We start from the raw sequence: 26290 nt of genomic DNA, 5'->3' as shown, positions 1-26290 counted from the left end.
ACCGCCGCCCCGAATCCAAAGAAATGAGCTCAGACAATTGCTGCAATCGCGGCTAGGGTTTTTGTGTGGAAAAGAATTGTTTCTGAAAATATTGATAATAAGTCTTTTGCGGATTGTGTTTTTTAACCACCCCGTCAAAAATTCTAAAGAATTTTTGACACCCCTCCAGAGGAGGGGAATTTTACTTATAAACTATTGATTCCGAAATGATAACAACAAAGAATGTAACAAACATTTACTTCTTTCGTCTAATTAAAAAGATCGTAATAATTTAGATAAGCTGAATTTTACGTCTATTAAATTTCTATTTTAGCGATTATAATTTAATTCAGATGAAAAAACTTTCATATACGCTTTTGTTTGCGGCAAGTCTTTCTTTCGGACAGTTTTTCGAGAAAGATAAGGTTTTCACGAAACAGGATACCTTAAAAGGTTCCAATACACAATTCCGAAACTTTTGGGACGTCAAAAAATATGACCTTTCCGTAGAACCGGATTTTGCCCAGAAAAGCATTAAAGGAAACAACAAGATCAGTTTTGAGATCATTAAAGACGTTACAAACCCTACGTTTCAGATTGATCTACAGCAGCCAATGAAAGCGGACAAAGTGGAAGCCACCTTTCCGGTTGCAGAATATAAACAGGATGGCGATTTTATCTGGATCAAAACCAATAAAAGCTTTAAAAAAGGAGAAAAATATACAATTGACGTCACCTATTCCGGAAATCCGACCATTGCAAAACGGGCACCTTGGGACGGAGGCTGGGTTTTCACCAAAGATGAAAACGGAAATCCGTGGATGAGCGTTGCCGATGAAGGAATCGGAGCTTCTATCTGGCTTCCTACCAAAGATATCTGGGACGATGAACCCGACAATGGCGTTGTGATGAAAATCATTACTCCCAAAGATTTAGTGGGGGTTGGAAACGGAAGATTAATAAGCAAAAAAACAGAAGGTGATAAAATGGCTTACACATGGGAAGTTAAAAATCCGATTAACGCCTACTCTATTATTCCGAATATTGGAAAATATGTGAACTTCAAAGATACTTTTAACGGAGAAAAAGGGAAACTGGATCTGGATTACTGGGTAATTGATTATAATTTAGACAAAGCAAAAAAACAGTTTCAGCAGGTAAAACCAATGCTTTCAGCCTTTGAATACTGGTTTGGACCCTATCCTTTCTATGAAGATTCTTACAAGCTTGTAGATTCCCCTTATTTGGGAATGGAGCACCAAAGTAACGTTGCGTACGGAAATGCTTACCAAAACGGTTATCTGGGACAGGATCTTTCCGGAACGGGAGTTGGATTAAACTGGGATTACATCATTGTTCACGAAAGCGGACACGAGTGGTTTGCGAATAATATTACCGCAAAAGATCAGGCAGATATGTGGGTACACGAAGGTTTCACGATGTACTCCGAAGTCTTGTTCACCGAAAAATATATGGACAAAAAATCTGCGGATATTTATGCCGGAGGAATTCGTAACGGCATTCAGAATGATGTTCCGATCATCGGAAAATACGGCGTAAGAAATGAAGGAAGCGGCGATATGTATCCGAAAGGCGCAAGTATGCTTCATACGATCCGTCAGATCATCAATAACGATGCGAAATTCAGAGAAATTTTAAGAGGAATCAATAAAGATTTTTATCATCAGACGGTTACCACCGAACAAATCGAAAATTACATTTCAAAGAAATCCAGAATCGATTTTTCAAGTGTTTTCAATCAATATCTGAGAACCACAAAAATTCCGACACTGGAATATTCCCAGAAAGGCGAAGAACTGAAATTCCGCTACACCAACGTTGTGAAGAATTTAAAACTTCCTATTATTATTGACGGAATCACCATTAATCCAATCGAGCAATGGCAGACTGTAAAGCTAAAAAAAGGAACTCCGGTACAGTTTAACGAAAATTATTATATCGATTATAAAAAGGTACAGTAAAACTTAATCATAGAAGCAAAATCGTTTTTCGGTTTTGCTTTTTTGTTTGATTTATCCAGGAATCAGTATTAAATTAATTACTCTCTGTAAATTTTAACAAAAATTTAAAACTTTTAAAGTAACAAAATCAATTTTTCATCAACTACTTAGATATAATTTGAACTCAATGAAAAAAATAGCACTAAGTTTAGGATTACTGGCTGCGTTTTTTGTAAATGCACAGTCTATAAAAACTACGATAGATCTGGTAAATGTAAAAGACGATAAGGTTGCCGTAACGATGGAATTTCCAAAAATGAAATCTGGTGACGTGAAGTTTCATTTTCCTAAAACGGTTCCGGGAACTTATTCTGTAGACGATTACGGAAGATTCGTGGAAGGAATTAAATTTTTAGATAACAAAGGAAAAGAGATTGCTTTCACAAAAGTAAATGACAACACTTACGCTCTGAAAAACGCTCAGAATTTAAGCAAAGTAACTTATCTTGTGAATGACAGTTTTGATGAAGAAATGGACGATTCCAAACACAAAGCGGTATTTTCACCTTCGGGAACTGATATTGAAACCGGAAAAGTTTATCTGATCAATACCCACGGATTTGTAGGTTATATTGATAATATGCAGGACGTTCCTTATCAGTTAATTATTCAGAAACCAACGGATTTCTACGGAACAACCGCTTTGGTAGATCAGGATAAATCTGAATCTACAGATACCTATACTTTAGCCAATTACGCAAAAGTTACTGATTCTCCGTTAATGTACACAAAACCGGATTATGTTACGTTCAATGCGGGAGGAATGGATCTTGTATTGGGCGTTTATTCTCCGACAGGAAAATACAAAGCCGCTGATTTCAAAGAAAATCTTGAGAAAACGGTGATTGCCCAGAAGAAATTCTTAGGTGACATGAACACCAACAAAAAATATGCGATCATGCTTTATCTTTCAGGGATGGAAGAACCGCATATCAAAGGTTTCGGAGCTTTGGAACACCACGAATCCACAAGTGTTGTCCTGCCTGAAATGATGCCAAAAGATGCGATTGACAAAACCATTACGGACGTTGTTTCTCACGAGTTTTTCCATACGGTAAATCCTTTGAAAACACATTCGGAAGAAATTCATTATTTCGATTATGCAGATCCGAAAATGTCTCAGCATTTGTGGATGTATGAAGGCGGAACAGAGTATTTTGCAAATTTATTCCAGATTCAGGAAGGTCTGATCACAAAAGACGAATTCCTTCAGAGAATGAGCGAAAAAATCGCCAACTCCAAGAACTATAACGATACCATGCCTTTCACGGTAATGAGTAAAAATGTTCTGAAAGACGAGTATAAAGACCAGTATAGAAACGTTTATGAAAAAGGTGCGCTTCTTGCGATGTGTCTTGATATCGAATTGAGAAAGCTGTCCAACGGAGAAATGGGCTATCGTGACATGATCAGAAAACTGTCGCAGCGATTTGGGGAAAACAAACCGTTTAAAGACGATAAACTGATTGACGAACTGGTAACAGTTACAGGGTATCCTCAGGTAAAAGATTTCTATAATAAATACATTGCAGGAGATCAGCCGACGCCTTATGCACAATATCTGAGTCTTGTTGGTGTAGAAGCAAAAAAACAGGAAACTCCGCCAATTTTCTGGTTCATTAAAGATCCTCAACAGACCGGTTTTGATGATAAGGACAATGCATTTGTATTCGACGAAAGTTCTGCTCTGTCTCCTTTTTCAAAAAGCATCGGATTTAAAATCACTGATAAAATCGTTGCTCTGGACGGAAAAACCATCAACGTTCAGAATATCCAGTCGTTTGTAGAATATGCGAAATCTGTAAAGGAAGGGCAAAATGTAACGGTAACCGTTTTAAGAAAGAATGGTGACAAAACAGAGAAAATCGATCTTAAAGGAAAAGCAATTCTGGATAAAATGACGATCGAAACGCTTCAGTTCAAATCTAATCCAACAGCCGCTGAACAAAAATTACAGGATCAGTGGTTAACCGGAAAAAAATAAATGCAGCTAAGATTAAAATTAGGACTTAGTAATAAAGCGGGGAATTTTCTCCGCTTTTTTTATTGTCAATGTGGGCAGCAAGAGTTTTTGAGCAAACGGACGTTTCTGCAAGTTCAGCATGACATTGCTAAATCCAACTTCTATTTTGAAATTTTGTCAGACTGAGCTTGTCGAAGTCTTTGTAAATGCTCTAAATGATGGCTAATTTTCAGGAGCTTTTTCCTGCTTTCCGCACTCGCTATTTTGTGTATTTTGGTTTGCGGCGGCTTCGCCACCGCAAACCAAAATACACAAAATGAGCTCAAACAAAGCTTCAATCAGGGCTAAAATTCAGGTCACTCCTTATAAATATTCAATAAAAAATTGTCAGTTAACAAAAATCAAAATATAAATTTCGCAGCTTAGATTCCTCCGGAATGACAAACTTTACGCAGCACATTCCTGAAACAATTTATCCTTTCTTAATCGTAATCCTAAAAGTCGTTCCCTTTCCTATTTCAGTCTGGGAAATTTTAATATCTCCGTTGTGATACTCCTGAATCACTCTTTTTGCCAGAGACAATCCCAGTCCCCAACCTCGTTTTTTGGTAGAATAGCCCGGTTTAAAAGCATTTCTCGCCTGTTGTTTCGTCATTCCGCTTCCGGTATCCTGAACTTCCACAACGATATTTTTATTTCTTTCTAAAACCGACATAGAAATAGAGCCCTCTCCTTTCATCGCATCAACCGCATTTTTAACCAGATTTTCAATCACCCAGCTCATCAGGATTTTATTATGGGGAACCAAAATCGTGTAATTGGGAAGGTGAAGTCCGAAATTGATCTTTCTTGAAATTCTTGTTTTCAGATAATCGTAATTTTCCTGAATGGTGGAGTTGAAATCTTTATCATTCAGTTCCGGAACAGAACCGATCTTCGAAAACCTCTCGGAAATCGTTCTTAATCTCTCAATATCTTTTTCAATTTCATGAACGCCTTCGGAATCCGGAGTATCCAGCTTCATAATTTCCATCCAGCCGATCATCGAAGACAATGGAGTTCCGATCTGGTGTGCAGTTTCTTTAGCCAGACCTGCCCAAAGATAGCCTTCGTCCGTTTTTTTAATCGTCCGTAAAAACCAGAATGAAAAAAGAAAATAACACAGAATGAAAAACCCTAAAATATAAGGAGAATACCGAAGATTATTCAGCAGTTCGGAATTATCATAGTATACAAACTGATTGTTTGCATTGGGAACCTTTATTTCGATCGGCGGATAACTTTTAGCCATTTTATTAGCCAGAGCAACAATTTCAGCAGAATTATTTTCAATATCGCGCGGAATATTTTTATGCTCAATAATCTGTCCGTCCTTATCGAGAATAATCACCGGAATCGTGGTATTGGAACTGTAAATCTGCAGCAGCAATGCCTGAATTTCCAGACTCGGAACCTTCACTTCCTGCTGAAATTTCAGCGCAGTTACTAAAATATCTACCCTTTTTACTTCTTCTTTTCGGAGAAAATTAAAAAGGATCGTGGAAGCAATAACAATCGTTAAGACAACAATTGTCATCAGCGTAAAAATAATCCAGTTGTTAAGTCTTGCAAATATGGATTTCTTCAAGGCAAATTTATTTTAAAACATTCAGGATTTTCTGCAGTTCCGTGCTTCCGCTCCCTTCATAATTGTTGATGATAATGGAGAAAACATATTTTTTTCCGTCTTTTGAGGTGTGATATCCTGCATAAGATTTGGTATCGCTCATCGTTCCGCTTTTCATTTTCATACCGTTATCATGCGTTGGAAAACCATCATAATAAGATTCAAACCAAGGCTGTTTTCTGGCGTACAGCAAAGCCTGAACTTCTGCTTTTGCCGCAACATAATTTTGCGGAGAAAGTCCGCTTCCGTCGGCAAAATTAATCATATTCGGATTGATTCCCTTTGATTTCCAGAATTCTTTTAAATAAGCTACTCCGCTTTTAAAACTTGGATCGCCTTTTTTCTCTTTTCCTAATGTTTTTATTAAAGTTTCACCGTAAAAATTGATGCTCTTTCTCAGAAACCAGTAAATAATTTTATCCAAAGTCGGCGATTCGTAGGTAAGAATAATATTATTTTTCGGAGCCTGCAATGCTTTTTTTCCTTCAATTTCCAGTTGGGAATTGGTAACCACTTTCCCCGAAAAATCAATTCCCGAATCTTTCAGCCATTGTTTCACTTCCGCTCCAAGCTGCAAAGGCGGATTGGGAACCGCACCGGAAACTGTAACCGTTTTGGCGGGTAAAGTTCCGTTAATCAGTGCAACGTCAGAATGCGGCGCCGTAAAAATCAGACTCTGATCTGAACTTCCACCCACTTTAAGATCATTCAGCCAGTTAACTCCTTCAAGCGGATAAGAGAAGCTTTTGAATTCATTTCCGTTGATATTGATGTCGAACTGATTTTCGCGCCAGTTGATCCCCCAAACTCCTGCTCCGTAATAATTTCCAAGATCATTCCATGGCCATCCTCCCGGAATCGTCTGATGATCAAAGTAAGAATCGTCGATCACAAGATCTCCTGAAATTTTTTTAATCCCGGACTTTTTTATGGCATCAATTAATTTCTGCTTAAAAATTTCGGGTTTATAAGCTTCATATCTCCAGCTTCCCAATGTGGGATCTCCGGTTGAGCTGATGAAAAGATTTCCGTTCAGATTTCCACCAGAAATATTTCCGGAATATGATGAAGTAGTCTTATAGGTGTAGTTCTTTCCTAAAGTCTCCAAAGCCGCTCCTGCAGTAAATATTTTCTGCGTAGAAGCTGTGGAAAGTCCTTTATTTCCCTGATATTCGTAAATGAAATTTCCATTTTCATCGGAAACATAAAATGATAAGTTAGACGAAATTGCCCCTGAAGAATTCATCAGGTTTTTGGTTGCTTCATCCAGTTTCTGAGTAATATTTTGGGCAAAAATAATCTGCGTGGATAATGTAAGAACAGCCAATGTCTTTTTCATTGCGTTTTTTTATAAACTTTTTATTGTCTTTGTCAGGAATGAAGAATCTGTTATATTTTCTTATTGATATGATTTACAAGCTCAGCATGACGTCGCTACAAATAAACCGTTAAATTAGATTAGTATTAGAAATGTCATGCTGAGTCTGCAAAAGCATCTGATTTTATTTACATATGATTACAAATCAAATTCTTCAATTCAAATATAATTAAAATAAAATTTACAGTTCAGTTCCGGGTTCGATTTCATAAGGTTCCTTCCCTTTCTCAAAAATTCTCGTGAGTTCGGTTCCTTCAACGGTAATTTTATCGCTCATTCTTCTGATCCAGTTTCCTTCACGAAGTCCGACAACTTTTAGATCATTCTGCGTTAAAAATTCTTTGATTCTGGTTTCTCTGGTTTCACCATTATGTTTAAGTTCAGGATTCGGATCAAGATAATGCGGATTGATATTGAACGGAACCAACCCCATACAATCAAAACTTGGAGGATATACAATCGGCATATCGTTCGTTGTTTTCATATTCTGTCCGCCGATATTGCTTCCTGCGCTGCATCCCAGATAAGGTTTTCCGCCTTCAACATTTTCTTTCAAAACATTCATCAAGCCTTCTTCATGTAAAGTTTTTACCAGTAAAAAAGTATTTCCGCCTCCTGTAAAAAATGCTTTCGCGCTGTTTATGGCTTGTGTTTTATCCTCAAATTCGTGAAGACCTTTCACTTTAATATTTATGGTTTCAAAAAAAGAACGTGCTTTTGCTGTATAATCGTCATGAGAAATTCCGCCCGGTCTTGCGAAAGGCACGAAAATGATTTCGTCGATTCCATCATATAATTTGATTAATTCTTCTCTCAGATATTCCAGATATGCTCCACCAAAGAGTGTGGAAGTTGATGCCAAAATGATATTCATAACGGATAATTTGTCTTATAATCGTTGTGTTACAAAGATAACCGAATCTGCAGCGAATCAAAAATAATGATAAAAAAACATAGAATCCCGTTAATATTTTCCAAAAAAGTTTAAAGGTTCTAAAATTTAATCGTTTATGGAATTATAATTGAACTTTAATTATCAACTTGAAAAATGTAAGATTATGAAAATGATTAAAAGTAATATCCAAAACCTGTTTTTAGGTTTGATGTTTATAGGAACCGCAAGTTTTGTAAATGCGCAGACGACACAGACAGACAGTACAACTGCTGCAAAAACAACCACAACAACCGCTCAGTCGACAGGAAATCTAACCATTGACGGTCTAAAAAAACAAATCGAAGCCAACCCGAAAGATACCGAAGCTTTGGCAAAATTAGCCGGAGCGTATCAGGATGCTTCAGACTGGACAAACGCAATTGATACATGGAAAAAGATTTCGGCTTTAGTACCGGATTGGGCGCCATCTTATTATAGTCAGGCTTATGCCTATCAGTCTGCGAAAGACGATGCCAATGCAAAACTGGCTTATGAAAAGTATATTGCAACGGTAAAACCTGAAGAGGTGGAACAGAATAAGAAAAATCTGGCATATGCCTATTTTTACGTAGCGTTCTCCGAACAGCAGAGCAATCCTGATAAAGCAAAGGAGCATATTGCTAAATCCTTACAGTACGATCCTACCAATCAGGATGCTGTAAAGTTAAGCAAAGCTTTAAATTCATAGTTGTGAAAGATCCGAGGACAATGTCTTTGGATCTTTTTTCTTTTTATTAAATTTTCCTGCCGAAAAAGTCTGATTCTCCTTCCAGATGCTGAATGATTTTCTGAATATTTCCCTGGATGCTTTTTTCAGTTTTCAGATGATTGATATATTTTATCAGCTCTGATTTTCTTGAAGGGGTTAAATTTTCAAAGTTTTTTAAGGCGACAGGGTTTTCGTTGATGGCTTTCTCCAAGTCAGAATGCATAGAAATTTTTCTCTCGGAGTCATCATATTCAATAAAAATATCAAGTGTTTCGCCAATCCTTTTCGGGGAATCTTTTAGCATGGTTACATTAATATACAACCGCCATTCTCCCTTATATTTCATTAAATTCTGCTTAAATTCTTTGCCGTTCACCGTTCCTTTTACGGGAATCGGACTTTTATTTTTGCCTGAATTTTCAAATACGGCGGCAAGAATTTCTTCAGGAAGAAAAATAAACGGATTAATTCCGATAATTTCAAGTTTCGCGGTGAAATGGTTTTTCATTACTACTTTATTGTTAACTAAATTAGTGATTATTTTAAAACTGTTAATCTTTAACCACCCCGTCAAAAATTCTTTGATTTTTTGCCACTCCTCCGAAAGAGGGGAATTGTATTCTCTACTATTTAACTTTTGTTTAAAGAGAAACTCTTCCTGAATGCAGAATCTCATCTTTAATTAATTTTCCACTCAAAAAGGAATGATTATCTTTGTAAAAAATAAATCTGTAAAACAAATGAAATTTTTTATTGACACTGCTAATTTAGAGCAAATAAAAGAAGCGAAAGATCTTGGAATTCTTGATGGGGTAACAACCAACCCGTCTTTAATGGCAAAAGAAGGAATTCAGGGAGCTGAAGCAATTAAAAATCATTACAAAGCCATCTGCGAAATTGTAGACGGAGATATTTCTGCGGAAGTTCTTTCTACAACGTATGAAGAAATGATTAAAGAAGGGGACGAATTGGCAGCAATCCACCCGAATATTGTGGTGAAAATCCCGATGATCAAAGACGGAATTAAAGCGTTAAAATATTTTTCAGATAAAGGGATCAAAACGAACTGTACGCTGATTTTCTCTCCGGGACAGGCTCTTTTGGCTGCGAAAGCGGGTGCAACTTATGTTTCTCCTTTCCTGGGAAGACTGGATGATATTTCAACTGACGGATTAAATTTAATTCAGGAAATCAGATTGATTTTTGATAATTATATGTATGAAACTGAAATTTTAGCAGCTTCTATCCGTCATTCGATGCACATTATCGACTGTGCTAAAATCGGAGCAGATGTGATTACTTCACCGCTTCCTCCGATCTTGAGTTTACTGAAACATCCTTTAACAGACAGCGGATTGGCTCAGTTTGTTGCAGATTCTCAGAAATTATCTTAATATATCTTTTATATTTCAGAATAAATTACTGCGCGGAAACTTCGTTTCCGCGCAGTAATTATTATTTCAGTAAATCCAGTTCCAGAAGATTATTGTCTTTTGCATTGTCTTCTTTCACTTTTCTCTCACGCTCTCGAATCATGTCTTCCACATCCAGCTTATTTCCTTTTTCGTCGGTCATAATGATTTTGGTTCCGCTGGAAAGCATCTGCCGTATTCCTTTTGTAGGATTGATCCGGTAATCCAGAAACTGTTTTTTATATTTTTCCTGATTTAAAGGAACCAATGCTCCGAATCTGTGATTTTCTTCCTGACTTTTCCATTCCTGGTCTTTTAAATCTTTAATTTCCTTTAAAACATAAGAATGAGAATTTGTCTTATCTTCCAGCTTAACAATTAATCCCGGTAATCCATGAAATTTATACGGCCCGTCCTGAATAGGAATATCGGCAACAAACCAAGCCGTCCATTTTCTTCCGGCGAAATCTGTTGTTGCTTTTTGCGCATTAAATTCACCTACTTTTTCTTTTTCAGGTAAAATTTTCCATTCTATTTTCCTGTCATCAGAAACTTTGTATTCATCCATATCCAAACGATTGAAGAACAAAATTTTATAGTCGGGATAAGATTTTTGAACAACATAAGGAACCATTCCGAAATTAATTTTAGAAAAATCTCCGTTCTGATGTTTCGACTGAGCCTCGATCAACGAATCTGAAATATATTTATCTCTGCTGTAAAATTTCGAACCTTTTTTAGAAACATCAAGGTATATGGATTCTGTGATCGATACATCTTTTTTTGTAGAATCTGAAACAAATCTGTACTCATAAACAAAACGTTTATTCTGAGCATTAAACAGCATTCCCAATAGCAACGCAAACGCAATAATGATCTTCTTCATTAATATTTTTTATTTAGTTTAAATTTTTAATTCATTATATTCTTCATCACTTTACAAGGATTTCCCACTGCAACCACATTGTCCGGAATATCTTTTGTAACAACACTTCCCGCTCCGATCACAGAGTTATTTCCGATAGAAATTCCGGGAAGAACCACTACATTTCCTCCGAACCATACGTTATCTCCTACTGTAATGGGATGAGCAGATTCAAGACCTTCGTTTCTTTGTTTAAAATCTATGGGATGATTTGCCGTATAAAAACTACAGTTGGGACCTATAAAAACATGATCTCCGAAAGTTACTTTCGCACAATCCAGAATTACCAGATTATGATTCGAATAGAAATTCTCTCCCACTTCAATATTATATCCGTAATCGCACCAGAAACTGGGTTCTATGCAGATATTCTGTTTTGTTTTGCCTAAAATCTTTCTCAGCAGTGCCGCTCTTCCTTCAGCATCAGAATTTTTCAGGAGGTTGTATTCCTGACAAAGATCTTTCACTTTAATTCTTTCTTCAATAAGTTCCTGGTCGTAATTGGCATTATACAAAAGTCCTTTCGCACATTTTTCCTTTTCCGTCATATTTTATGATTTGCAGTTCTAAAGATAATAAAAACAAAACAGGGCAGAAATTACTTTTGCCCTGTTTTAAGAAATATTTAACCTGTTATTTTACCAGATCCGGCTCAATAGGATTGTTATTTTTTGCCAGAGATTCTTTTGTTCTCTTTTCCATTTCCCTGAAAACCTGATTAGGATCTGAGATTTCTTTTCCGTCTGAAGTTTTTACTTTAAAAGTCATCTTAGAATTATCGGTATTCCTCATCATCATTTCCCTCATGTTTTTAGCAGGATCATTTACATAATCTTTCCACGCTTTTCTGAACTGATCTTCCGTTACTTCAAGCTCTTTTCCGCCCATTCCGAAAACCCTGATGTTTTGCGGAAGTTCCGGTTCTTTTTCTGAAGCAGCAGCTTGGGTAACCTTTTTATTTCCGACTAAAGTCATGATGTGGGAACCTGTAGTATCTTCAATTTTAACAATCAGTCCCGGTAAACCGTAGAATTTATAAGGTCCGTCCTGAAAAGGAATATCCGTAGAAAACCACGCAATCCATTCTCTTCCGCCAAAGTTTGTGGTTGCTTTCTGCGTATTGTATTCCCCGATTTTCTGCTTGTCGGATAAAATTTTCCATTCCGGTTTCTGATCTTCTCTGATTTTATATTGATCCGAAGAAACACTTCTGAAAAGATATGTTTTAAAATCGGGATAACTTTTGGTTACTTTGAATGAAACCTGTCCCGGATTTTCTCTTCTGTTAACACTGATATTTCCGGAAAACGATTTGATCTGCTTTTCCAGTTCTGCTCTGGAAGTGGAATCGGCGACAAATTTTGTTCTGCTGTAATAATTCGAACCGTTTTTATCAATATCAAGGTACATCATTTCACTTTTCACGTCTTCCTTATTATTGGAATCGGGAATGAATTTGTAATCATAGAAAAAACGGTTGATCTGTGCATTGGCAAGAATTCCCGCCAATAAAAAGAGGAGTAATTTATATTTCATAAGCTGCATTTTAAAAAAAACTCTGCTGTTATTTTGAAATAATCAGCAGAGTTTAAAAAACTTGATTATTTAGTCTGAATTCGGATTTCGCCCTGCATTTTTCCGTCGATGTTTCTTTTGTTTACATCCATTCTTTTAATGGTTTTAGAATCCAGAGCCTGCATTTCTTCATTGGTAGATTCTTTTCCGTTAATATAGATCTTCATATCTCCTGCTCCGTTCAGATTTTTGATGCCCGAAGCAACAACAGATTGATTTTTATTATCGATTTTAATATTGTCGGCATGGATTTTAAACACTTTTTCATCCGGAAAGCTTCTGAAAGTATTGCCATAAATGTACACTTTTCTGTCTCCGTCCAAAGCTCTTCGTTCTGCTTCCAGTTTAGCTCTTTCGCCTTCTAATTTGGCTCTTTTTTCTTCCAGCTTGGCTCTTTCCTTTTCAAGTTTTGCTCTTCTCTTAGCGATTGCAGCGGATTCTTTTACTTTTGGTGTAGAAAAATTGAAGCTGTTTTCAGATTCCGGCGACCATTTCATATCTCTGGAATCACGGAAAGAATATACTTTTACTTTTGGAGCGTTTGGCGCTTTCGGTGCATTGGGCGGACTTGGAGGAGCATCGGAAAATTCAAAATTCATTTCTGGAATATCGGGAATTTCAATATTAAGTTCTTCCAGCTCTTTCATTTGATCTTTCCATTCTTTGGATTTAAAATAATCGTTGATATTAACATCTTTTCCGTCCATTCGGATCACCATTGCCGATTTCAGAAAATCTTTTGAGCTTGCAATTTTTCCGATTTCTCCGGATAATTTTCCGATTTCTTCGAGGTTTTTATTGTACTCGTCACTTTCAGGCTTAAAATTCTTCAGATTCTGGCTTTTTTCCTGAATCTTTTTGCTTAAATCTGCTATTTTTTTGTCGTCTTCCGATTTTTTATACACTTTTGGTGTTACGACAATTCGATCTTTTGAATCTGGAGTAATGGTATCTTTTTTAATAACAATTTTATCTCCTTTTTTAATCTGAGAAACGGCTTTCTCAATTTCTATATTTGTTGCTTTAATTTCTTGGTTTTTGGCATTTACCAAATAAGCAAACGCAACAGAAAATACTACCGGCAATGCAAAAATTCTACGCGCATACCCGAATTTGGTTTTAGGTTTTTGTAACATTTTTAATCGTTTTTTTAGATTTGAACTAAGAAACGGACTGGTTGCAGGCAACTGGTTTCCGGAAAAGTGGCTTGCTAAAAGCATCTGCGCAAATGCTTTGGTGTCCGATTGTTTTACGGCTTTTTTATCAGCCATATATTCGTGAATTAAACTAATTTCTTTTTTGATGAGATGAAAAAAAGGATTGAACCAGAAAACAGAGGTAATAATCTCAATAAAAATTTTATCGAAGGAGTGTTTCTGTTCAATATGCACCATTTCATGCTTCAAAATCTGTTTCCCGAGATCAGAATTCAGTGTGATGGAATTCTTCCAGAAAAGATTTTTAAAGTAAGAAAAAGGAGCTTCGGATAAGTTTGTATGGTAAAAATTAATCCCATCGAAACTTTCTTTCTGAAACTGACTTTTAAGCTTTTGGATTCTGAAAATCCCGTAGACAAATCTTCCTAAAAAATAGAAAGAAACAAGTCCCAAAGCCGAAAAAATAATTCTAAAATAAATGTAATCATTGTTTGAGTTTTTAATTGTATTAAAATTCTGTACCTGATCTATCAACTTATATAAGTCATTGCTTACTTCAATGGTAAAGTCTTCAACCTTTATTAAAGGAAGCAATAAAGAAATGAGCATCGCAGACAAAAGATAAAATCTGTTGTAGTGATGAAACGTCTTGTCTTTTAAAGACAACTGATAATACAGAAACGTTACACCGGAACATAAAATAACTTTTCCGAAATAGAGAAGTACAGTTTCCATGGTTAGTTTTTCTTTTTAAGTTCGTTTAACAGCATCTCAAGATCTTCCACCGTCATTTCATTTTTTTCGACCAGAAAAGAAACGGCACTTTTGTAAGATCCTTTGAAATAATTTTTCACCAGACTTTTAATGGTTTTTCCGGAATATTGCTCCTTAGAAACCAACGGAAAATACTCATGCTGTCTTCCGTATACATTATAGTCTACAAATTCTTTTTCTTTCAGCACTTTTAAAATGGTAGAAACGGTATTGGTGTGAGGCTTCGGTTCAGGAAAAAGATCAAGAACGTCTTTCAGAAATCCTTTTTCCAGTTTCCATAAATACTGCATCACCTGTTCTTCGGCTTTTGTTAAAGTCTGAATTTTCATATCCTTTTCATTTTTATCATTAAACGTGATATAAAAATATTCACGAAAATTTTATATCACTAAGAAATTAGTTATACAAATGTAGAAATAAAATCCATCCAAACAACTATTTTTTTAGTGATAAAAGATTAAAACATATAAATGATTGATAATCAAATAAATAAATTTTATTAAAATTTGTTAAAGAAATTTTGGAAGGATTATTTGCTTGGTTTTAAAAATCCATTGATCTCCAAAAAGATTACTCCTATTTTTTATTTTCTGTTATTGATGAAGTGACCAAATATTTTATTCTCAAAATCAGAAGACCTTCAAAAATGATCCATAAAATAATCAGATGAATGACCGACGGTAGATTATCTGAAAGCGAACCTCCGGATTGTACAATAGAAATAAAGGTCTTTAAAAATGGAGATGTCGGCAAAGCATCAGACAAAAACTGAACAAATTTCGGCAGCGCCTGATACGGCATTGAATATCCCGTAATCAGAAATATCGGATAAGAGGAAAATACAAGAACCTGAAATGCAAACAGTTTCGTCTTAAAAAAACTACCGATCAGCATTCCGAAAATGATAATTGTAGAAATAAATAACGCAAAAATTACCACAAGATCAATGGCGTTTCCGCGAATTTCAACTCCGAAAACAGAGAAATTCACTACAGCGAAAAACAATCCGAAAATCATAAAAGCAAAAAAGTAAAGAATGCTTTTCCCAAAAATCATTTTAGAAATGCTCTGTTTTGAAATTTCATAAAGATTCAGCAGTTTATTTTCTTCTCTTTCTGAGGTAAAAGCCGCCGCAACGCCAATCAGAAGTGTCTGCTGAAGAATAATCGCCAATAAACCAGGCAACAGAAACCCTCCATATGTCATACTCGCATTGTAAAGCGGACGGTAATCCATATTGATGGGATTCGTCATTTTCATGGATTCATCTTCTCCCATTCCCTTTTTGTTAAAGTACGTTTTCCTCACTCCTGCTCCAACCGTTAAACATACTTTGGTCGCAGTGCTGAGTAAATCGCTGGAAGGTAAAAAACGGGAAGCATTGAGAACCATATTCACATTTGCCTGTTTCTGCGATAAAATATTTCTCTCGAATCCTGACTGAATATAAAAATACCCCTGAACTTCACCCTGATACATTTTTTCCTGTCCTTCCGCAATATTTGAAGCCGGAACGATTTCAATCATGGAAGTGGAATTGAACTGCTGCGTCAATGTTCTGGAAATGGAGGTTCCGTCATCATCAATTAACGCCAGTTTTACCTTTTCTTCACCTTTGTTTAAATAAATACTTCCATACATAAATGCGTACAGAATCGGAGCGAGAAGCAAAATCAGAAACAGACTCGAATCTTTCGAAACATTCCGAAGCTCTCTTTTAAATATTTCAATGATCTCCTTCATATGCTCTTTTCTTTAAGATAGTTATTAATTTTTCTCTGAAAAAACACAATGCTTAAAGGAAATGTTACTCCGATAAAAATCAGCAGTTTAAAAATCTCAGGCATTGCATATGATAAAGGAAGCTCCATGAAATAAAGCTTAATAAAACCATCCAGAAAGTGGGTATAAGGCATAATGTCTGCATAAAACTGATCGTACCAAGGCATCGCCCAGCGCGGAAATGTAAAACCGCTGAAAACAAAAGCCGGAGAAGTAAAAAACAGAGCCACATCGGTTACAAATAGCAGATTATTGGATATTGCGGAAAGCATCATTCCGATGCCGATGCAGGCTAAAGACATTAAAGTATAGATCAGGAAAAAATTGAAATCGGTCTGCGGTTTTCCCAGTTCAAAAACAGGAAATACAATGTAAGCAACCAATACAAAGAGAATCCATGAAATGCAAAGATGAGCAAGTGTTTTTCCGACTACGATCTGTGAGGAAGAAGCGGAAATTTTTAAGAGTTCATCAATCGTATTCCGTTTAAATTCAAGATTTAAAATTAAAACAGAAGCTACGACCAAAGCCATTTGAAGCCCGACTGTAATCAGTCCGGGTGTTAAATACATCTGATAATTAAAATCCGGATTGTAGAGCGTTGTGGTATTCAGTTTTATCGGCTGAACCAAAGCTGTTGCCTGTTCAGCAGGCATTCCCTGCTTTTCCGCTTTCTGGAGAACTACGGCAAGACCGCCTTTTATAATGACTTCTGCAGCTCCTTTATAAATCATTTTTGCAGGAACCAGATACGCTCCGTTGGTATACAAAGTAATGTTCGACTGATGATTTTTTTTAACATCCGACTCCATATTTCTAGGAAAATGTACAGCTCCGAAAATCTTTCCTTCCTTCATTAATTTTTCTATTTCTGCATTGCTTGAAACCTTTTGTGTAATATGAATAAGATCGCTGTGATCCATCATATCCGTAAGCTGTCTGGAAACAGAAGACTGATCTTCATCCCAAACTGCCATCGGAAGTTCTTTTGCAAACTGCTTCTGGTAAATTAATCCGTAAAAAAGAAATATTATAGGCGGAATGACCAATAAAACCACATAAAAATTCGGAATCGAAAAAATCCGTTTCCACTCCCGAATGATAATCTGGCTGATTGTTTTCAAGGTTCTTCTTGTGAATTAAATTATTGAAAAATAAGCTGTGCCGTCATTCCTGAACGAAGTCCTTTGATGGAACCTGCGTTTTCCGGTCTTACTTTGATCTGAAATGTTCTGAGTTCAAATTCTCCGTTCTGCTTTTCCGGAACCCAGTCTGCGTAGCCTAAAGCCGGAGCCAGTTCTGCCACTTTTCCCTGAACTTTTTCTGGGGTACAGCCGGGAATTTTCATGGTTACCAGACTTCCTTTATTTATTTTCGTCATCTGATTCTGGCGGAGATTAAATTTGACAAAAAAAGACTGATCTTTCTGAATCGTCATCATCGGATACCCCGCATTTACCATTTCTCCTTTTTTGGCAATTACCGTAGAAATTATTCCGGAAGCAGGTGCTTTTACAGAAGCATTTTCTTTTATTTCCTGCGTAAGTTCATCTGCGCTTTTTGCCTGATTTAAAACCGACTGTGCTGAGTTTCTAAGCTCTTCATTGTTTCCTCTTTTCAAAAGCTGAACATTAAGATTGGCAGTTTCCAGTTCTTTCTGGGCTGCTTTGTATTTGAAATAAATAACATCGCGTTCCTGTCCGGAAACGACTCCTTCAGCATATAAATTCTGAAAACGGCTGTACGTTTTAGACATCAGATCCATCTGCTGTTGTGCAATCTGCTGTAAATTCTCGGCTGATTTCAATACTTCCGGTTCTACTCCGCGATTTACTTTATCCAGTTGATTCTGTGCAATTTTTACCGCTTCTGAAACCTGAGACTGTATGCTTTCGATCTCGGAGGTTTTCATCTGTGCAATAATCTGTCCTTCCTTTACATCATCGCCTTCCTTTACCAAAAGCTCCAAAACTCTACCCGGAAGTGAAGCCGAAACGTCCACAAATTCAGCATCTACCATTCCTATAACCGCATCTTTGCTGCTGCTGTCGGAAGATTTGTTCTGAAGAAGATAAATCAGCGCGATGACTAATACAACAATTGGAATACATACTGCCCAGTAATTTTTTATAAAATTTTTCATCTTGTTTAGGGAATGTAATTGGTAATATTTTCGACGTTTCCTGTAATATAAAAATAGGTTGCTACCACCGTCTGATAAGCCACCAGAGATGTGTAATACAATTTCTCTGCCTCATACTGAAGCTGCAGTGCATCGTTTACATCTTTTACGGAAGAAAGGCTGTTTTCCATTCTTTTTCTCACCATTTCTGTAGTGGTATATGCCTGTTTTCTCGCAAGATCCAAGGTTTCTTTCTGCTCTTTGAAACTGATGAGTTTATTTTCAGAAATTCTGACAGCGAGATCCACCGATTTCTGTTTCTGATCAATTAACAGATCTGCCTCTTTCACCAAAGATTCAGAAGCCTGATTTCTGGATCTTCTTTCAGGATCAAAAAGAGTCCACTGAACTTCTACGCCCACTAACCACGGCGGCGTGATTAAAGGAAGATCATTTCTGAAAAACTGGTAATTTCCAATGGCAAAAATATTGGGTTTAGACAGAGATTTTGTAATATCGTTCGTGGTTTGTGCTTCTTTTTTCTTACTCTGTAATAATTTCAGATCAGTATTTTTATCTGAGGAACCAAAACTGTTGACTTCAATATTTTCATTTAATTCTTCGTTAATTTCCAAAGATTCATCAAGAGGAATTCCCATAAGATCTTTTAAAGTCAGTAACGTGTTTTCCTTTTCAAGCCGTAAATTTTTAAGAGTAGTTTCGCCCTGAATTTTGGCAATATCTGACCAGTTTTTAAGATAAGGCGGGATGATCTCAGCTTTCAGAAGATTTTGCGCATACTTTTCATTGCTTTCCAGAGCTTCTGCCATTTTCTCCTGCTTTTTGATCATGGAATTGAGATACATGATCTGAATATAGTTCAGTGAAATATTGTAAGAATTAAGATTCTGAATAGATTCCAGATTGGCTTTCCCGCTTTCCACCTGCTGTTTCGAAAGTTCTCTGGAAGCATTCAGCTTTCCTCCGAGATAAATCGGCTGTCTTACAAGTATTCCTGCAAGAAAATAACTCTGTTTGGCAATGGCGGGATTGTAATTGGGATAAACCGCACTGATGATATCTTTTGAAGTCTGATAAATAACATTCTGAACCTGCTGCGGAAGCGGATTTCCTGTGATCTGCTGATAAGCCGCATTGGCAGAATAGGCACTCTGACTGGCTGAACCTTCCACAATTCCGTCTTTTACCTGCTGAAGATTTACTCTGATGGGTTCTCCGATGTAGTTATATCCACCAAGAAAATCGACTTTGGGAAGAATATTATTTTTGCCGGACTGTGCTATTTTCTGCCTTGTTTCCAAAGACTGTTCTGCCAGTTTTACGGCAACATTATTCTGCTTTCCTTTTTCTATGCATTGCTGCAAAGTAAGCTCCTGACAGAACAATTTTGTGGTACATAATAAAGTAAAAGCAATAATCTTATGATTCATAGCCTTAAAATGTGATTTTAGTATCGTGTGTTGTTCCCTTAAAGATATTAAAAATATATAAGAATTTTGGGGAATTATCTTAAAAAATGACTTTCATAAAAAGTTTAAAAACATCATTTTAACAATAATGAACCACTTACGTTATAAAATTGTTAATTTTTATTAAATAAATTTAAAATGTATTTGTCTAAACCGGGAAATTATATTTATTTTAGTGCTTTAAAAATTTCTCATGAAAAGATATAATTTATTAATTGTACTATTATTACTTATTTTTAACATTACTACCGCTCAAAAGAAAGGTTCTCCGGCAGCAGATTTCAGCGCGGTAGGAGAAGCTAAAAACAAAATCGAAAATACAGTTCCATTAGTGATCAAGCATTTAAAAGAGATCAGTGAAAAAGAAAGCAATCCGAATATTCTTTCTAACGGTAAAACCGCTCTGGCAAAAGAATACGGAAAAGTAGAGCTTGAATGGAGACTGTACAGAGGAAATATGAACAACTGCATCCTGAACAATTCTTCCAAAAAAGCGAAGAAGTGCATGGAATATCACAATGATATGTTCAGAGGTACTCTGATTAACTATAACAACTACATCACGAATCTTACAAGAAAGAACGGATATCTTGGAGTGGACGGCGATACAAAATTTGAGTTTAACCCTTCTGAAATCACCACAAAACTAAGCGAGTCTTTCTTTAACGGAAATGATGCAGCCAACAGAATGAAAGGAAATCAGAAGAAAGATTTTATCGGGCAGACAATGGCAGATGATAATGCACTTACGCCTTTCAATCAGTTAGCACAATAATTTATTTTTTTAATTAAATGATACGGAATCCTGCTTTTTTAAGCGGGATTTTTTATTTAATGATGAATTTACAATTCAAAGTTTTATTTTCGGAGGTAAATTTTTAATTTAGACACATAAGTCACATGAGAATTTATTGATCGGCATAAAGCATAGAAGAACACATTAGTTTTTAAAAATCTTTGATTTTCTCTTATGTGATAGGAAAACTTTTGATGAGTTCCAGTTTTATTCTATTTAACCTCATTTCAGGATAAGAAATAAATTTAATTAATTGATTTATCGCAAAGAAAAACAAGAGATTTTTTTACTTATTGAAAGTTTGTAAGCTAAACAAAGGCACTTCGTTTATTTAAAAAAGACAAAAATGGTATTACTTTGATAAGTTTTACGCCTTTGTATATCTTAAAAGCTGAATTCTTAATAGTTAAATCTCCTTGTTTAACCTTGCGTTTAACAAGACTTATCCCGAACTCAGGTTAATTATAAATCTACAATCCAAAGTTTTATTTTCGGAGGTAAATTTCAATTTAAACACATAAGTCACATGAACTTTCATTTGATCGGCATGAAGCGTAGAAGAACATATTAATTTTTAAAGCTATGACTTTTATTATTTTGAAAATTTGAAATATTTAAATTTAACACATAAGTCACATGAGAACTTATTGATCGGCATACAGCATAGAAGAACGCATTAGTTTATGAAAATCTTTGATTTTCTCTTAAGTGATCTTTATTTTTAAATAACTCACAAAACTTATGTGACTTATCTGATTTAAATAAGCGCAGCCAAATCTTCCTCTTATAAACTTTAAAATATGGCATAATAAGTGAATTGTACATCACAACCAAATCCAAACAAAAATGAGCACATTAAAAAAAGGAGACATGGTGAGATGGAATTCCAGCAACGGAGAAACTCACGGAAAGATTACAAAAATTCATAAAAAAGACTTTGTATTCATGGATAAGCAGAGAAGAGCGACAGAGGATGAACCACAATACGAAGTCATGAGCGAAAAAACAGGAAAATCAGCCGTTCACAAAGCTTCTTCCCTGAAAAAAATGTAAAAAAATAAGCGGTTTCAAAAGTATAATTCAGCATTGCCTTAACTTTGAAACCGCCTTAAAATTTTTATAGTAGATTATTTTATTTTATCGTAAATAAATTTAGTCACAATGGCTCCGAAAAGATAATAAGCCACCGTCATTACTTTCTTTTGGGTAGTTTCAGCGACAGGATTTTCATCCAGACCTATCTTTTGCGGAAGTGTAATGGCTCCGATTCCCATCGCCAATCCTGAAGCAATATTAAAACCTGTGGTGGCGGTAGTTGCATAATACATTCCGTTGCCAATAATATCTCCGGCTAAGGTTGCAGCATACAGCTTATCATGATCTGTAATTTCGGTATCAGTTTTAGCCAAAGTTTTATTTAAAGCTTCCTCTCCCACTTTATTGATTTCGGGGACATTATCAAAATTTTTCCTGATGGTTTCGTGCAGAAGGTTCAATGCGATTGCTCCGCCCAAACCTGCGAGAATTTTTTTATACATGATATTATGATTTAAGTGTATCACAATACCTGCACAAATTAAGCCACAAAAGCATTTGCCGGCTCGCATAAATAAAAAAGAGTATCACAAAAAATTGCAACACTCTTTACAATAGTAGCGGGAACCGGACTCGAACCGATGACCTTCGGGTTATGAGCCCGACGAGCTACCTACTGCTCCATCCCGCGGTGTATTTTCTGAACGCCACCGAAGCGTTATCTTAGTAGCGGGGACACGACTCGAACGTGCGACCTTCGGGTTATGAGCCCGACGAGCTACCTACTGCTCCACCCCGCGGTGTATTTTTAGAGTGTTTACCGAAAACACTGTCTTAGTAGCGGGAACCGGACTCGAACCGATGACCTTCGGGTTATGAGCCCGACGAGCTACCTACTGCTCCATCCCGCGGTATATTTTTAAAAACGTTACCGACACAAACGTTTACTTAGTAGCGGGAACCGGACTCGAACCGATGACCTTCGGGTTATGAGCCCGACGAGCTACCTACTGCTCCATCCCGCGATATTGGATTGCAAATATACGAATTATTTTTAAAACTCCTAATTTTTCTTTTAAATAAAGGACTTTCATGAAAACTATTTTAATATTCGTATCTTTGAACTATGGCAAAAATATTGAAAATTTATCCGGATAACCCTCAGGAAAACCTTATTAATGAGGTTATTAAAACTTTAAACAATGGTGGATTAATTATCTATCCTTCCGATACCGTCTATGCTTTAGGCTGTAATATTTTTGATATTAAAGCGATGGAAAAGCTTGTCCAGATCAAAAAAATAAAGCTCGAAAAGTCGAAATTCTCCATTATCTGTAATGATTTAAGCCATCTTTCAGATTTTACAAGACCGATTGACACGTCTATCTTCAGATTTCTGAAAAGCCATCTTCCGGGACCTTTTACCTTCATTCTGGATGCCAATAAAAGTCTGCCACTGGCTTACAAAGGTCATAAGACCATCGGAATCCGTGTTCCCGATCATCCGATTCCACAATTAATTGTTGAAAAATTAGGACATCCTATTGCTTCCACATCCATTAAAGATGATGATGAAATTATCGAATATTCTACCGATCCTGAACTGATCGCCGAAAAATACGATCACCTGGTTGATATCGTAATTGATTCCGGTTATGGAGATAATATGGCTTCCACAATTGTAGACCTTACTTCGGGAGAACCTGAAATTATCCGTCAGGGAAAAGGAAATATTTAATTATAAAAAAGCTTTGTCTTTTTATTTAAAATGATGACTGAAGGTTTTTAATATGAGTCTGAACGGAAAATATTCCTTAGGAATTCTTCTTACATTTGTTTTGCTCGCCGCAGTAATGCTGTATATTTTTCCTTTTATTACGATGATGACGGGAGAAAAAACCTTTACTGCAACTGCATTTTTATATTCCAGAATTGTGCTATGGATGGTTTTGGCAATAATTTTTCTGTACAGTTTCCTTATCGAAAAACAACCTTTTCTGCTGTGGAAAGACAAAAACTATTCTTTCTCATTTTATCTGAAAAAAATACTCCGTCTTTATTTAATTTGTGCAGTTGGTGGCGCTTTTTTAAATCTTTTCATCAAAATCATCACCCACGAAAATACGAGTGATAAAATCGCACAGCTTTCATTCATTTTTAAAAACAATTATCCGTTGATTATTTTTACCTGCTTAACAGCGGGAGTGGTGGAAGAACTTCTGATGCGCGGTTATATGCAGCCGAGAATTGAAAAAATTTATAAAAATCAATACGCAGGCATTGCAGTTTCCGCTTTTCTATTCGGAATTCTTCACATGACGTATGGAACGATAAGTCAGGTGATCATTCCTTTCTTCATTGGAGTTGTTTTTGCTTTGTTTTATAAAAAATATTCTAACATTAAGATTGTAATCATGTGTCATTTTATGTACGATTTTGTCTCACTCATGATCATGAATCTTATCAATTTCAAACATTTATCTGCCTTTTAACATTATGAAAATAGTTACATCCCCTGCCAAATTAATGAATGTGGAAAATTCAACCGACCTGTTGAAAACCACAACGCCTAAATTCATTGAACAGTCAGAATTTATACACTCTTACTTAAAACAGAAATCGCCGAAATATCTTTCTGAGCTGATGGAAATTTCTGCCAAATTAGCAGACGAAAACTGGGAAAGAAACCAAAAATGGAAAGCAAAACCTTCTGCAAAAGAATCCGCCCCTGCTCTATTTGCCTTTACAGGAGAGGTTTACAGAGGATTGGATGCCAAAACATTAGACAAAGATGCAGTAGATTATCTTCAGAAAAACCAGAGAATTCTTTCCGGATTATACGGATTGCTGAAACCTTCGGATAAAGTGATGCTTTATAGGCTGGAAATGGGAAGACCTTTTGAATTTGATGAATATAAAAATCTTTACGAATTCTGGAGAGAAAAGATAACGGAACAGCTAAATTCTGAAATGAAAAAGAATGAAATCCTCCTGAATCTTGCAAGTAATGAATATTTTAAAGCGGTTGACTGTAAAAAACTCAACCATCAAATTATTGATTTTGATTTTTACGAATTAAAAGAAGGAAAACTGAAAACCATTGTGGTTTACACGAAACACGCAAGAGGTTTAGTCGCAAGATTTTGTGCACAGACCAATGCACAGACTTTGGATGATGTGAAGGCTTTCAACTACGAAGGTTATCTCATTAATGAAGAAAAATCCACTGAAAATAAACTGGTTTTTGTAAGATAAATGACTATTTCCGCATTTAAAAAATACTTTAAAACAGAACTTTCCGGGTTGTATACCAATTCGGAAAGCACTTTTTTAAGCTCCATATTCATGGAAAAAATTGTTGGGTTTGATACGTTTCAGCAGCGAAGATTTGCAGAACAGGAATTGCTTTTGGAAGATGAAAAGAGGCTTCTTGAAGTTATTTCAGAGCTAAAAACGTCAAAACCCTATCAACACATTTTAGGCGAAACAGATTTCTACGGAATGACATTTTACGTGAATGAAAATGTATTAATTCCCCGTCCTGAAACAGAAGAGCTGTTGGAATTGGCAATTAAAAAGATTAAAAGTTCAGCGATTGATAATCAAAGTTTAAAAATTTTAGACATTGGGACCGGAAGCGGAATTATTCCGTTGGTTTTGAAAAAACATTTTCCGGAGGCGGAAGTTACTTCCATCGATCTTTCTGAAAAAGCACTGGAAGTTGCCAGAAAAAATGCAGCATTTCATCAGCTTACTATCAATTTCATTCATGCGGATTATCTGAATTTTGATGTAAAAGAAAACTTTGATGTCATTATTTCAAATCCGCCTTACATCGCAATCGATGAAGAACAGGAAATAGAACATTCCGTAAAAGGTTTTGAACCGACCATGGCACTCTTCTCTCCTACTTCCGATGCATTGATTTTTTATAGAAAAATTGCCGAAGATTCTAAAAAATACCTGAATAAAAACGGATTGTTATTTTTGGAAATCAACCAGAAATTAGGTTCAGAAACACTGGATTTATATCGTAATGATTTTGAAGAATCAGCATTGATTAAAGATTTATCGGAAAATGACCGGTTTATTTTTGGAAGAAAGTAAATATGAATGGTTGATGACTGTTTAAATAAAACTCTATGGATTTTTATATGTTTAGCAATCATATTCTGGAGATGCTTAGCGTTCCTGAACTTTAACTAATTTAATAATGATGAAAACAATTGGCTTTAGCCAAAGCTATTATAAATTTTGAATATCCGTTAAACAACCTATTACTATGCACTGATATGAAAATCAATTATTTATAACAGGCACTTCGACAAGCTCAGTGTGACACCTCTAATACTAAATGCTTGATTTTTAGCGATGTCAAGCTGAGCCTGTCGAAGCTGTAGGTTAATAAACGGACAATCAAAAAACTTTTTATTTAACCGCAAAACTCACAAAAGATAACTAAACTTTTATTTAAGGCTGATCATTGTAAATGAAAAAGCTCACCATAGTTTTTAAAAATCTTTGATTTTTATTCTTTTGAGTGCTTTGATTATTCTGGAAATTCGCTTTAAT

General features: G+C 35.8%; 24 protein-coding genes and 4 tRNA genes. 10 read left to right on the top strand and 18 right to left on the bottom strand.

Features of this window, described 5'->3' with window-relative positions:
- Nucleotides 1-332: 332 nt before the first annotated feature.
- Both QWT87_RS19680 and QWT87_RS19675 read left to right on the top strand, forming a co-directional pair.
- On the top strand, nucleotides 333-1961 hold the full coding sequence (locus QWT87_RS19680) for a M1 family metallopeptidase (protein WP_302718284.1): 1629 nt from the start codon (nucleotides 333-335) through the stop codon (nucleotides 1959-1961).
- 166 nt (nucleotides 1962-2127) lie between these two features.
- On the top strand, nucleotides 2128-3984 hold the full coding sequence (locus tag QWT87_RS19675) for a M61 family metallopeptidase (protein WP_087710516.1): 1857 nt from the start codon (nucleotides 2128-2130) through the stop codon (nucleotides 3982-3984).
- Between the two features lie 451 nt (nucleotides 3985-4435).
- On the opposite strand, the gene QWT87_RS19670 is transcribed toward QWT87_RS19675, so the two are convergent.
- The 3 genes from QWT87_RS19670 to pepE all read right to left on the bottom strand — a co-directional run bounded on the left by QWT87_RS19670 (nucleotide 4436) and on the right by pepE (nucleotide 7881).
- Entirely contained in the window at nucleotides 4436-5590 is a 1155-nt protein-coding gene (locus QWT87_RS19670; RefSeq protein ID WP_302718282.1) for a sensor histidine kinase, read from the bottom strand.
- Between the two features lie 7 nt (nucleotides 5591-5597).
- Nucleotides 5598-6968 (bottom strand): D-alanyl-D-alanine carboxypeptidase/D-alanyl-D-alanine endopeptidase, encoded by a 1371-nt coding sequence (dacB, locus tag QWT87_RS19665; protein ID WP_302718280.1) that lies wholly within the window; start codon nucleotides 6966-6968, stop codon nucleotides 5598-5600.
- A 220-nt stretch (nucleotides 6969-7188) separates the two neighbouring features.
- Complete coding sequence (gene pepE / locus QWT87_RS19660; protein ID WP_302718278.1) at nucleotides 7189-7881, bottom strand: dipeptidase PepE; 693 nt, start codon at nucleotides 7879-7881, stop codon at nucleotides 7189-7191.
- Between the two features lie 184 nt (nucleotides 7882-8065).
- Here pepE and QWT87_RS19655 point away from each other — a divergent pair, with 184 nt between their 5' ends.
- On the top strand, nucleotides 8066-8629 hold the full coding sequence (locus QWT87_RS19655; protein WP_302718276.1) for a hypothetical protein: 564 nt from the start codon (nucleotides 8066-8068) through the stop codon (nucleotides 8627-8629).
- Nucleotides 8630-8675: 46 nt separating this feature from the next.
- Here the strand turns inward: QWT87_RS19655 and QWT87_RS19650 are convergent, their stop codons facing one another.
- Nucleotides 8676-9158, bottom strand: coding sequence for a YdeI/OmpD-associated family protein (locus QWT87_RS19650; RefSeq protein WP_302718274.1), 483 nt, complete (start codon nucleotides 9156-9158; stop codon nucleotides 8676-8678).
- 232 nt (nucleotides 9159-9390) lie between these two features.
- Between QWT87_RS19650 and fsa the strand changes: the two genes are divergently transcribed.
- Entirely contained in the window at nucleotides 9391-10044 is a 654-nt protein-coding gene (fsa, locus tag QWT87_RS19645; RefSeq protein WP_076389923.1) for a fructose-6-phosphate aldolase, read from the top strand.
- Between the two features lie 61 nt (nucleotides 10045-10105).
- Here the strand turns inward: fsa and QWT87_RS19640 are convergent, their stop codons facing one another.
- From QWT87_RS19640 to QWT87_RS19600, 9 genes are all read right to left on the bottom strand, one after another.
- Entirely contained in the window at nucleotides 10106-10948 is an 843-nt protein-coding gene (locus QWT87_RS19640) for a GLPGLI family protein (RefSeq protein ID WP_302718271.1), read from the bottom strand.
- A 26-nt stretch (nucleotides 10949-10974) separates the two neighbouring features.
- Nucleotides 10975-11535 carry a sugar O-acetyltransferase gene (locus tag QWT87_RS19635; RefSeq protein WP_302718269.1) on the bottom strand — a complete coding sequence of 187 codons (561 nt, stop codon included), beginning with the start codon at nucleotides 11533-11535 and terminating at the stop codon, nucleotides 10975-10977.
- Between the two features lie 85 nt (nucleotides 11536-11620).
- The gene (locus QWT87_RS19630) at nucleotides 11621-12523 is read right to left on the bottom strand and encodes a GLPGLI family protein (protein WP_302718267.1); all 903 of its coding nucleotides are present in this window, start codon (nucleotides 12521-12523) and stop codon (nucleotides 11621-11623) included.
- Between the two features lie 65 nt (nucleotides 12524-12588).
- The gene (locus tag QWT87_RS19625; RefSeq protein WP_302718266.1) at nucleotides 12589-14454 is read right to left on the bottom strand and encodes a M56 family metallopeptidase; all 1866 of its coding nucleotides are present in this window, start codon (nucleotides 14452-14454) and stop codon (nucleotides 12589-12591) included.
- Between the two features lie 2 nt (nucleotides 14455-14456).
- Entirely contained in the window at nucleotides 14457-14822 is a 366-nt protein-coding gene (locus QWT87_RS19620; protein WP_076389915.1) for a BlaI/MecI/CopY family transcriptional regulator, read from the bottom strand.
- Between the two features lie 247 nt (nucleotides 14823-15069).
- On the bottom strand, nucleotides 15070-16236 hold the full coding sequence (locus tag QWT87_RS19615; protein WP_302718264.1) for an ABC transporter permease: 1167 nt from the start codon (nucleotides 16234-16236) through the stop codon (nucleotides 15070-15072).
- Nucleotides 16233-17399, bottom strand: a complete 1167-nt coding sequence (locus tag QWT87_RS19610) for an ABC transporter permease (protein WP_302718262.1) — start codon at nucleotides 17397-17399, stop codon at nucleotides 16233-16235. Before QWT87_RS19610 ends, QWT87_RS19615 begins: the two co-directional genes overlap by 4 nt.
- Before the next feature lie 20 nt (nucleotides 17400-17419).
- Nucleotides 17420-18418, bottom strand: coding sequence for an HlyD family secretion protein (locus QWT87_RS19605; RefSeq protein ID WP_302718260.1), 999 nt, complete (start codon nucleotides 18416-18418; stop codon nucleotides 17420-17422).
- A 5-nt stretch (nucleotides 18419-18423) separates the two neighbouring features.
- On the bottom strand, nucleotides 18424-19848 hold the full coding sequence (locus QWT87_RS19600; RefSeq protein WP_302718258.1) for a TolC family protein: 1425 nt from the start codon (nucleotides 19846-19848) through the stop codon (nucleotides 18424-18426).
- Between the two features lie 232 nt (nucleotides 19849-20080).
- Between QWT87_RS19600 and QWT87_RS19595 the strand changes: the two genes are divergently transcribed.
- Together QWT87_RS19595 and QWT87_RS19590 are read left to right on the top strand one after the other, a co-directional pair.
- Nucleotides 20081-20662, top strand: a complete 582-nt coding sequence (locus tag QWT87_RS19595; protein WP_302718256.1) for a hypothetical protein — start codon at nucleotides 20081-20083, stop codon at nucleotides 20660-20662.
- A gap of 867 nt (nucleotides 20663-21529) precedes the next feature.
- Nucleotides 21530-21736 (top strand): hypervirulence associated TUDOR domain-containing protein, encoded by a 207-nt coding sequence (locus tag QWT87_RS19590; RefSeq protein WP_108409756.1) that lies wholly within the window; start codon nucleotides 21530-21532, stop codon nucleotides 21734-21736.
- A gap of 74 nt (nucleotides 21737-21810) precedes the next feature.
- Here QWT87_RS19590 and QWT87_RS19585 read toward each other — a convergent pair whose 3' ends face one another.
- The 5 genes from QWT87_RS19585 to QWT87_RS19565 all read right to left on the bottom strand — a co-directional run bounded on the left by QWT87_RS19585 (nucleotide 21811) and on the right by QWT87_RS19565 (nucleotide 22743).
- Nucleotides 21811-22221, bottom strand: coding sequence for a hypothetical protein (locus QWT87_RS19585; RefSeq protein WP_302718251.1), 411 nt, complete (start codon nucleotides 22219-22221; stop codon nucleotides 21811-21813).
- Between the two features lie 115 nt (nucleotides 22222-22336).
- Nucleotides 22337-22409: transfer RNA gene (locus QWT87_RS19580), tRNA-Met, on the bottom strand.
- 36 nt (nucleotides 22410-22445) lie between these two features.
- Nucleotides 22446-22518 (bottom strand) — tRNA-Met (locus tag QWT87_RS19575).
- A 38-nt stretch (nucleotides 22519-22556) separates the two neighbouring features.
- Nucleotides 22557-22629: transfer RNA gene (locus QWT87_RS19570), tRNA-Met, on the bottom strand.
- 41 nt (nucleotides 22630-22670) lie between these two features.
- Nucleotides 22671-22743 (bottom strand) — tRNA-Met (locus tag QWT87_RS19565).
- A 101-nt stretch (nucleotides 22744-22844) separates the two neighbouring features.
- Between QWT87_RS19565 and QWT87_RS19560 the strand changes: the two genes are divergently transcribed.
- Genes QWT87_RS19560 through prmC form a run of 4 tightly spaced genes read left to right on the top strand, consistent with a single transcriptional unit; the run spans nucleotide 22845 to nucleotide 25825 of the window.
- On the top strand, nucleotides 22845-23456 hold the full coding sequence (locus QWT87_RS19560) for an L-threonylcarbamoyladenylate synthase (RefSeq protein ID WP_302718250.1): 612 nt from the start codon (nucleotides 22845-22847) through the stop codon (nucleotides 23454-23456).
- A 52-nt stretch (nucleotides 23457-23508) separates the two neighbouring features.
- On the top strand, nucleotides 23509-24210 hold the full coding sequence (locus QWT87_RS19555) for a CPBP family intramembrane glutamic endopeptidase (protein ID WP_302718248.1): 702 nt from the start codon (nucleotides 23509-23511) through the stop codon (nucleotides 24208-24210).
- A 4-nt stretch (nucleotides 24211-24214) separates the two neighbouring features.
- On the top strand, nucleotides 24215-24973 hold the full coding sequence (yaaA, locus tag QWT87_RS19550; protein WP_302718246.1) for a peroxide stress protein YaaA: 759 nt from the start codon (nucleotides 24215-24217) through the stop codon (nucleotides 24971-24973).
- On the top strand, nucleotides 24974-25825 hold the full coding sequence (gene prmC, locus QWT87_RS19545; protein WP_302718244.1) for a peptide chain release factor N(5)-glutamine methyltransferase: 852 nt from the start codon (nucleotides 24974-24976) through the stop codon (nucleotides 25823-25825).
- Nucleotides 25826-26290: the final 465 nt, after the last annotated feature.

The organism is Chryseobacterium urinae (assembly GCF_030518295.1).
GTDB lineage: Bacteria > Bacteroidota > Bacteroidia > Flavobacteriales > Weeksellaceae > Chryseobacterium > Chryseobacterium mucoviscidosis.
The sequence above is the reverse complement of the archived record's forward strand: the minus strand, read 5'-3'. Positions and strand labels throughout refer to the sequence as shown.

Excerpts from the sequence above, each read along its gene's own strand:
- QWT87_RS19680 (WP_302718284.1), top strand. The coding sequence starts at position 333 with ATGAAAAAACTTTCATATACGCTTTTGTTTGCGGCAAGTCTTTCTTTC.
- QWT87_RS19675 (WP_087710516.1), top strand. The coding sequence starts at position 2,128 with ATGAAAAAAATAGCACTAAGTTTAGGATTACTGGCTGCGTTTTTTGTA.
- dacB (WP_302718280.1), bottom strand. The coding sequence starts at position 6,968 with ATGAAAAAGACATTGGCTGTTCTTACATTATCCACGCAGATTATTTTT.
- pepE (WP_302718278.1), bottom strand. The coding sequence starts at position 7,881 with ATGAATATCATTTTGGCATCAACTTCCACACTCTTTGGTGGAGCATAT.
- QWT87_RS19655 (WP_302718276.1), top strand. The coding sequence starts at position 8,066 with ATGAAAATGATTAAAAGTAATATCCAAAACCTGTTTTTAGGTTTGATG.
- QWT87_RS19650 (WP_302718274.1), bottom strand. The coding sequence starts at position 9,158 with ATGAAAAACCATTTCACCGCGAAACTTGAAATTATCGGAATTAATCCG.
- fsa (WP_076389923.1), top strand. The coding sequence starts at position 9,391 with ATGAAATTTTTTATTGACACTGCTAATTTAGAGCAAATAAAAGAAGCG.
- QWT87_RS19640 (WP_302718271.1), bottom strand. The coding sequence starts at position 10,948 with ATGAAGAAGATCATTATTGCGTTTGCGTTGCTATTGGGAATGCTGTTT.
- QWT87_RS19635 (WP_302718269.1), bottom strand. The coding sequence starts at position 11,535 with ATGACGGAAAAGGAAAAATGTGCGAAAGGACTTTTGTATAATGCCAAT.
- QWT87_RS19630 (WP_302718267.1), bottom strand. The coding sequence starts at position 12,523 with ATGAAATATAAATTACTCCTCTTTTTATTGGCGGGAATTCTTGCCAAT.
- QWT87_RS19625 (WP_302718266.1), bottom strand. The coding sequence starts at position 14,454 with ATGGAAACTGTACTTCTCTATTTCGGAAAAGTTATTTTATGTTCCGGT.
- QWT87_RS19620 (WP_076389915.1), bottom strand. The coding sequence starts at position 14,822 with ATGAAAATTCAGACTTTAACAAAAGCCGAAGAACAGGTGATGCAGTAT.
- QWT87_RS19615 (WP_302718264.1), bottom strand. The coding sequence starts at position 16,236 with ATGAAGGAGATCATTGAAATATTTAAAAGAGAGCTTCGGAATGTTTCG.
- QWT87_RS19605 (WP_302718260.1), bottom strand. The coding sequence starts at position 18,418 with ATGAAAAATTTTATAAAAAATTACTGGGCAGTATGTATTCCAATTGTT.
- QWT87_RS19600 (WP_302718258.1), bottom strand. The coding sequence starts at position 19,848 with ATGAATCATAAGATTATTGCTTTTACTTTATTATGTACCACAAAATTG.
- QWT87_RS19595 (WP_302718256.1), top strand. The coding sequence starts at position 20,081 with ATGAAAAGATATAATTTATTAATTGTACTATTATTACTTATTTTTAAC.
- QWT87_RS19590 (WP_108409756.1), top strand. The coding sequence starts at position 21,530 with ATGAGCACATTAAAAAAAGGAGACATGGTGAGATGGAATTCCAGCAAC.
- QWT87_RS19585 (WP_302718251.1), bottom strand. The coding sequence starts at position 22,221 with ATGTATAAAAAAATTCTCGCAGGTTTGGGCGGAGCAATCGCATTGAAC.
- QWT87_RS19560 (WP_302718250.1), top strand. The coding sequence starts at position 22,845 with ATGGCAAAAATATTGAAAATTTATCCGGATAACCCTCAGGAAAACCTT.
- QWT87_RS19555 (WP_302718248.1), top strand. The coding sequence starts at position 23,509 with ATGAGTCTGAACGGAAAATATTCCTTAGGAATTCTTCTTACATTTGTT.
- yaaA (WP_302718246.1), top strand. The coding sequence starts at position 24,215 with ATGAAAATAGTTACATCCCCTGCCAAATTAATGAATGTGGAAAATTCA.
- prmC (WP_302718244.1), top strand. The coding sequence starts at position 24,974 with ATGACTATTTCCGCATTTAAAAAATACTTTAAAACAGAACTTTCCGGG.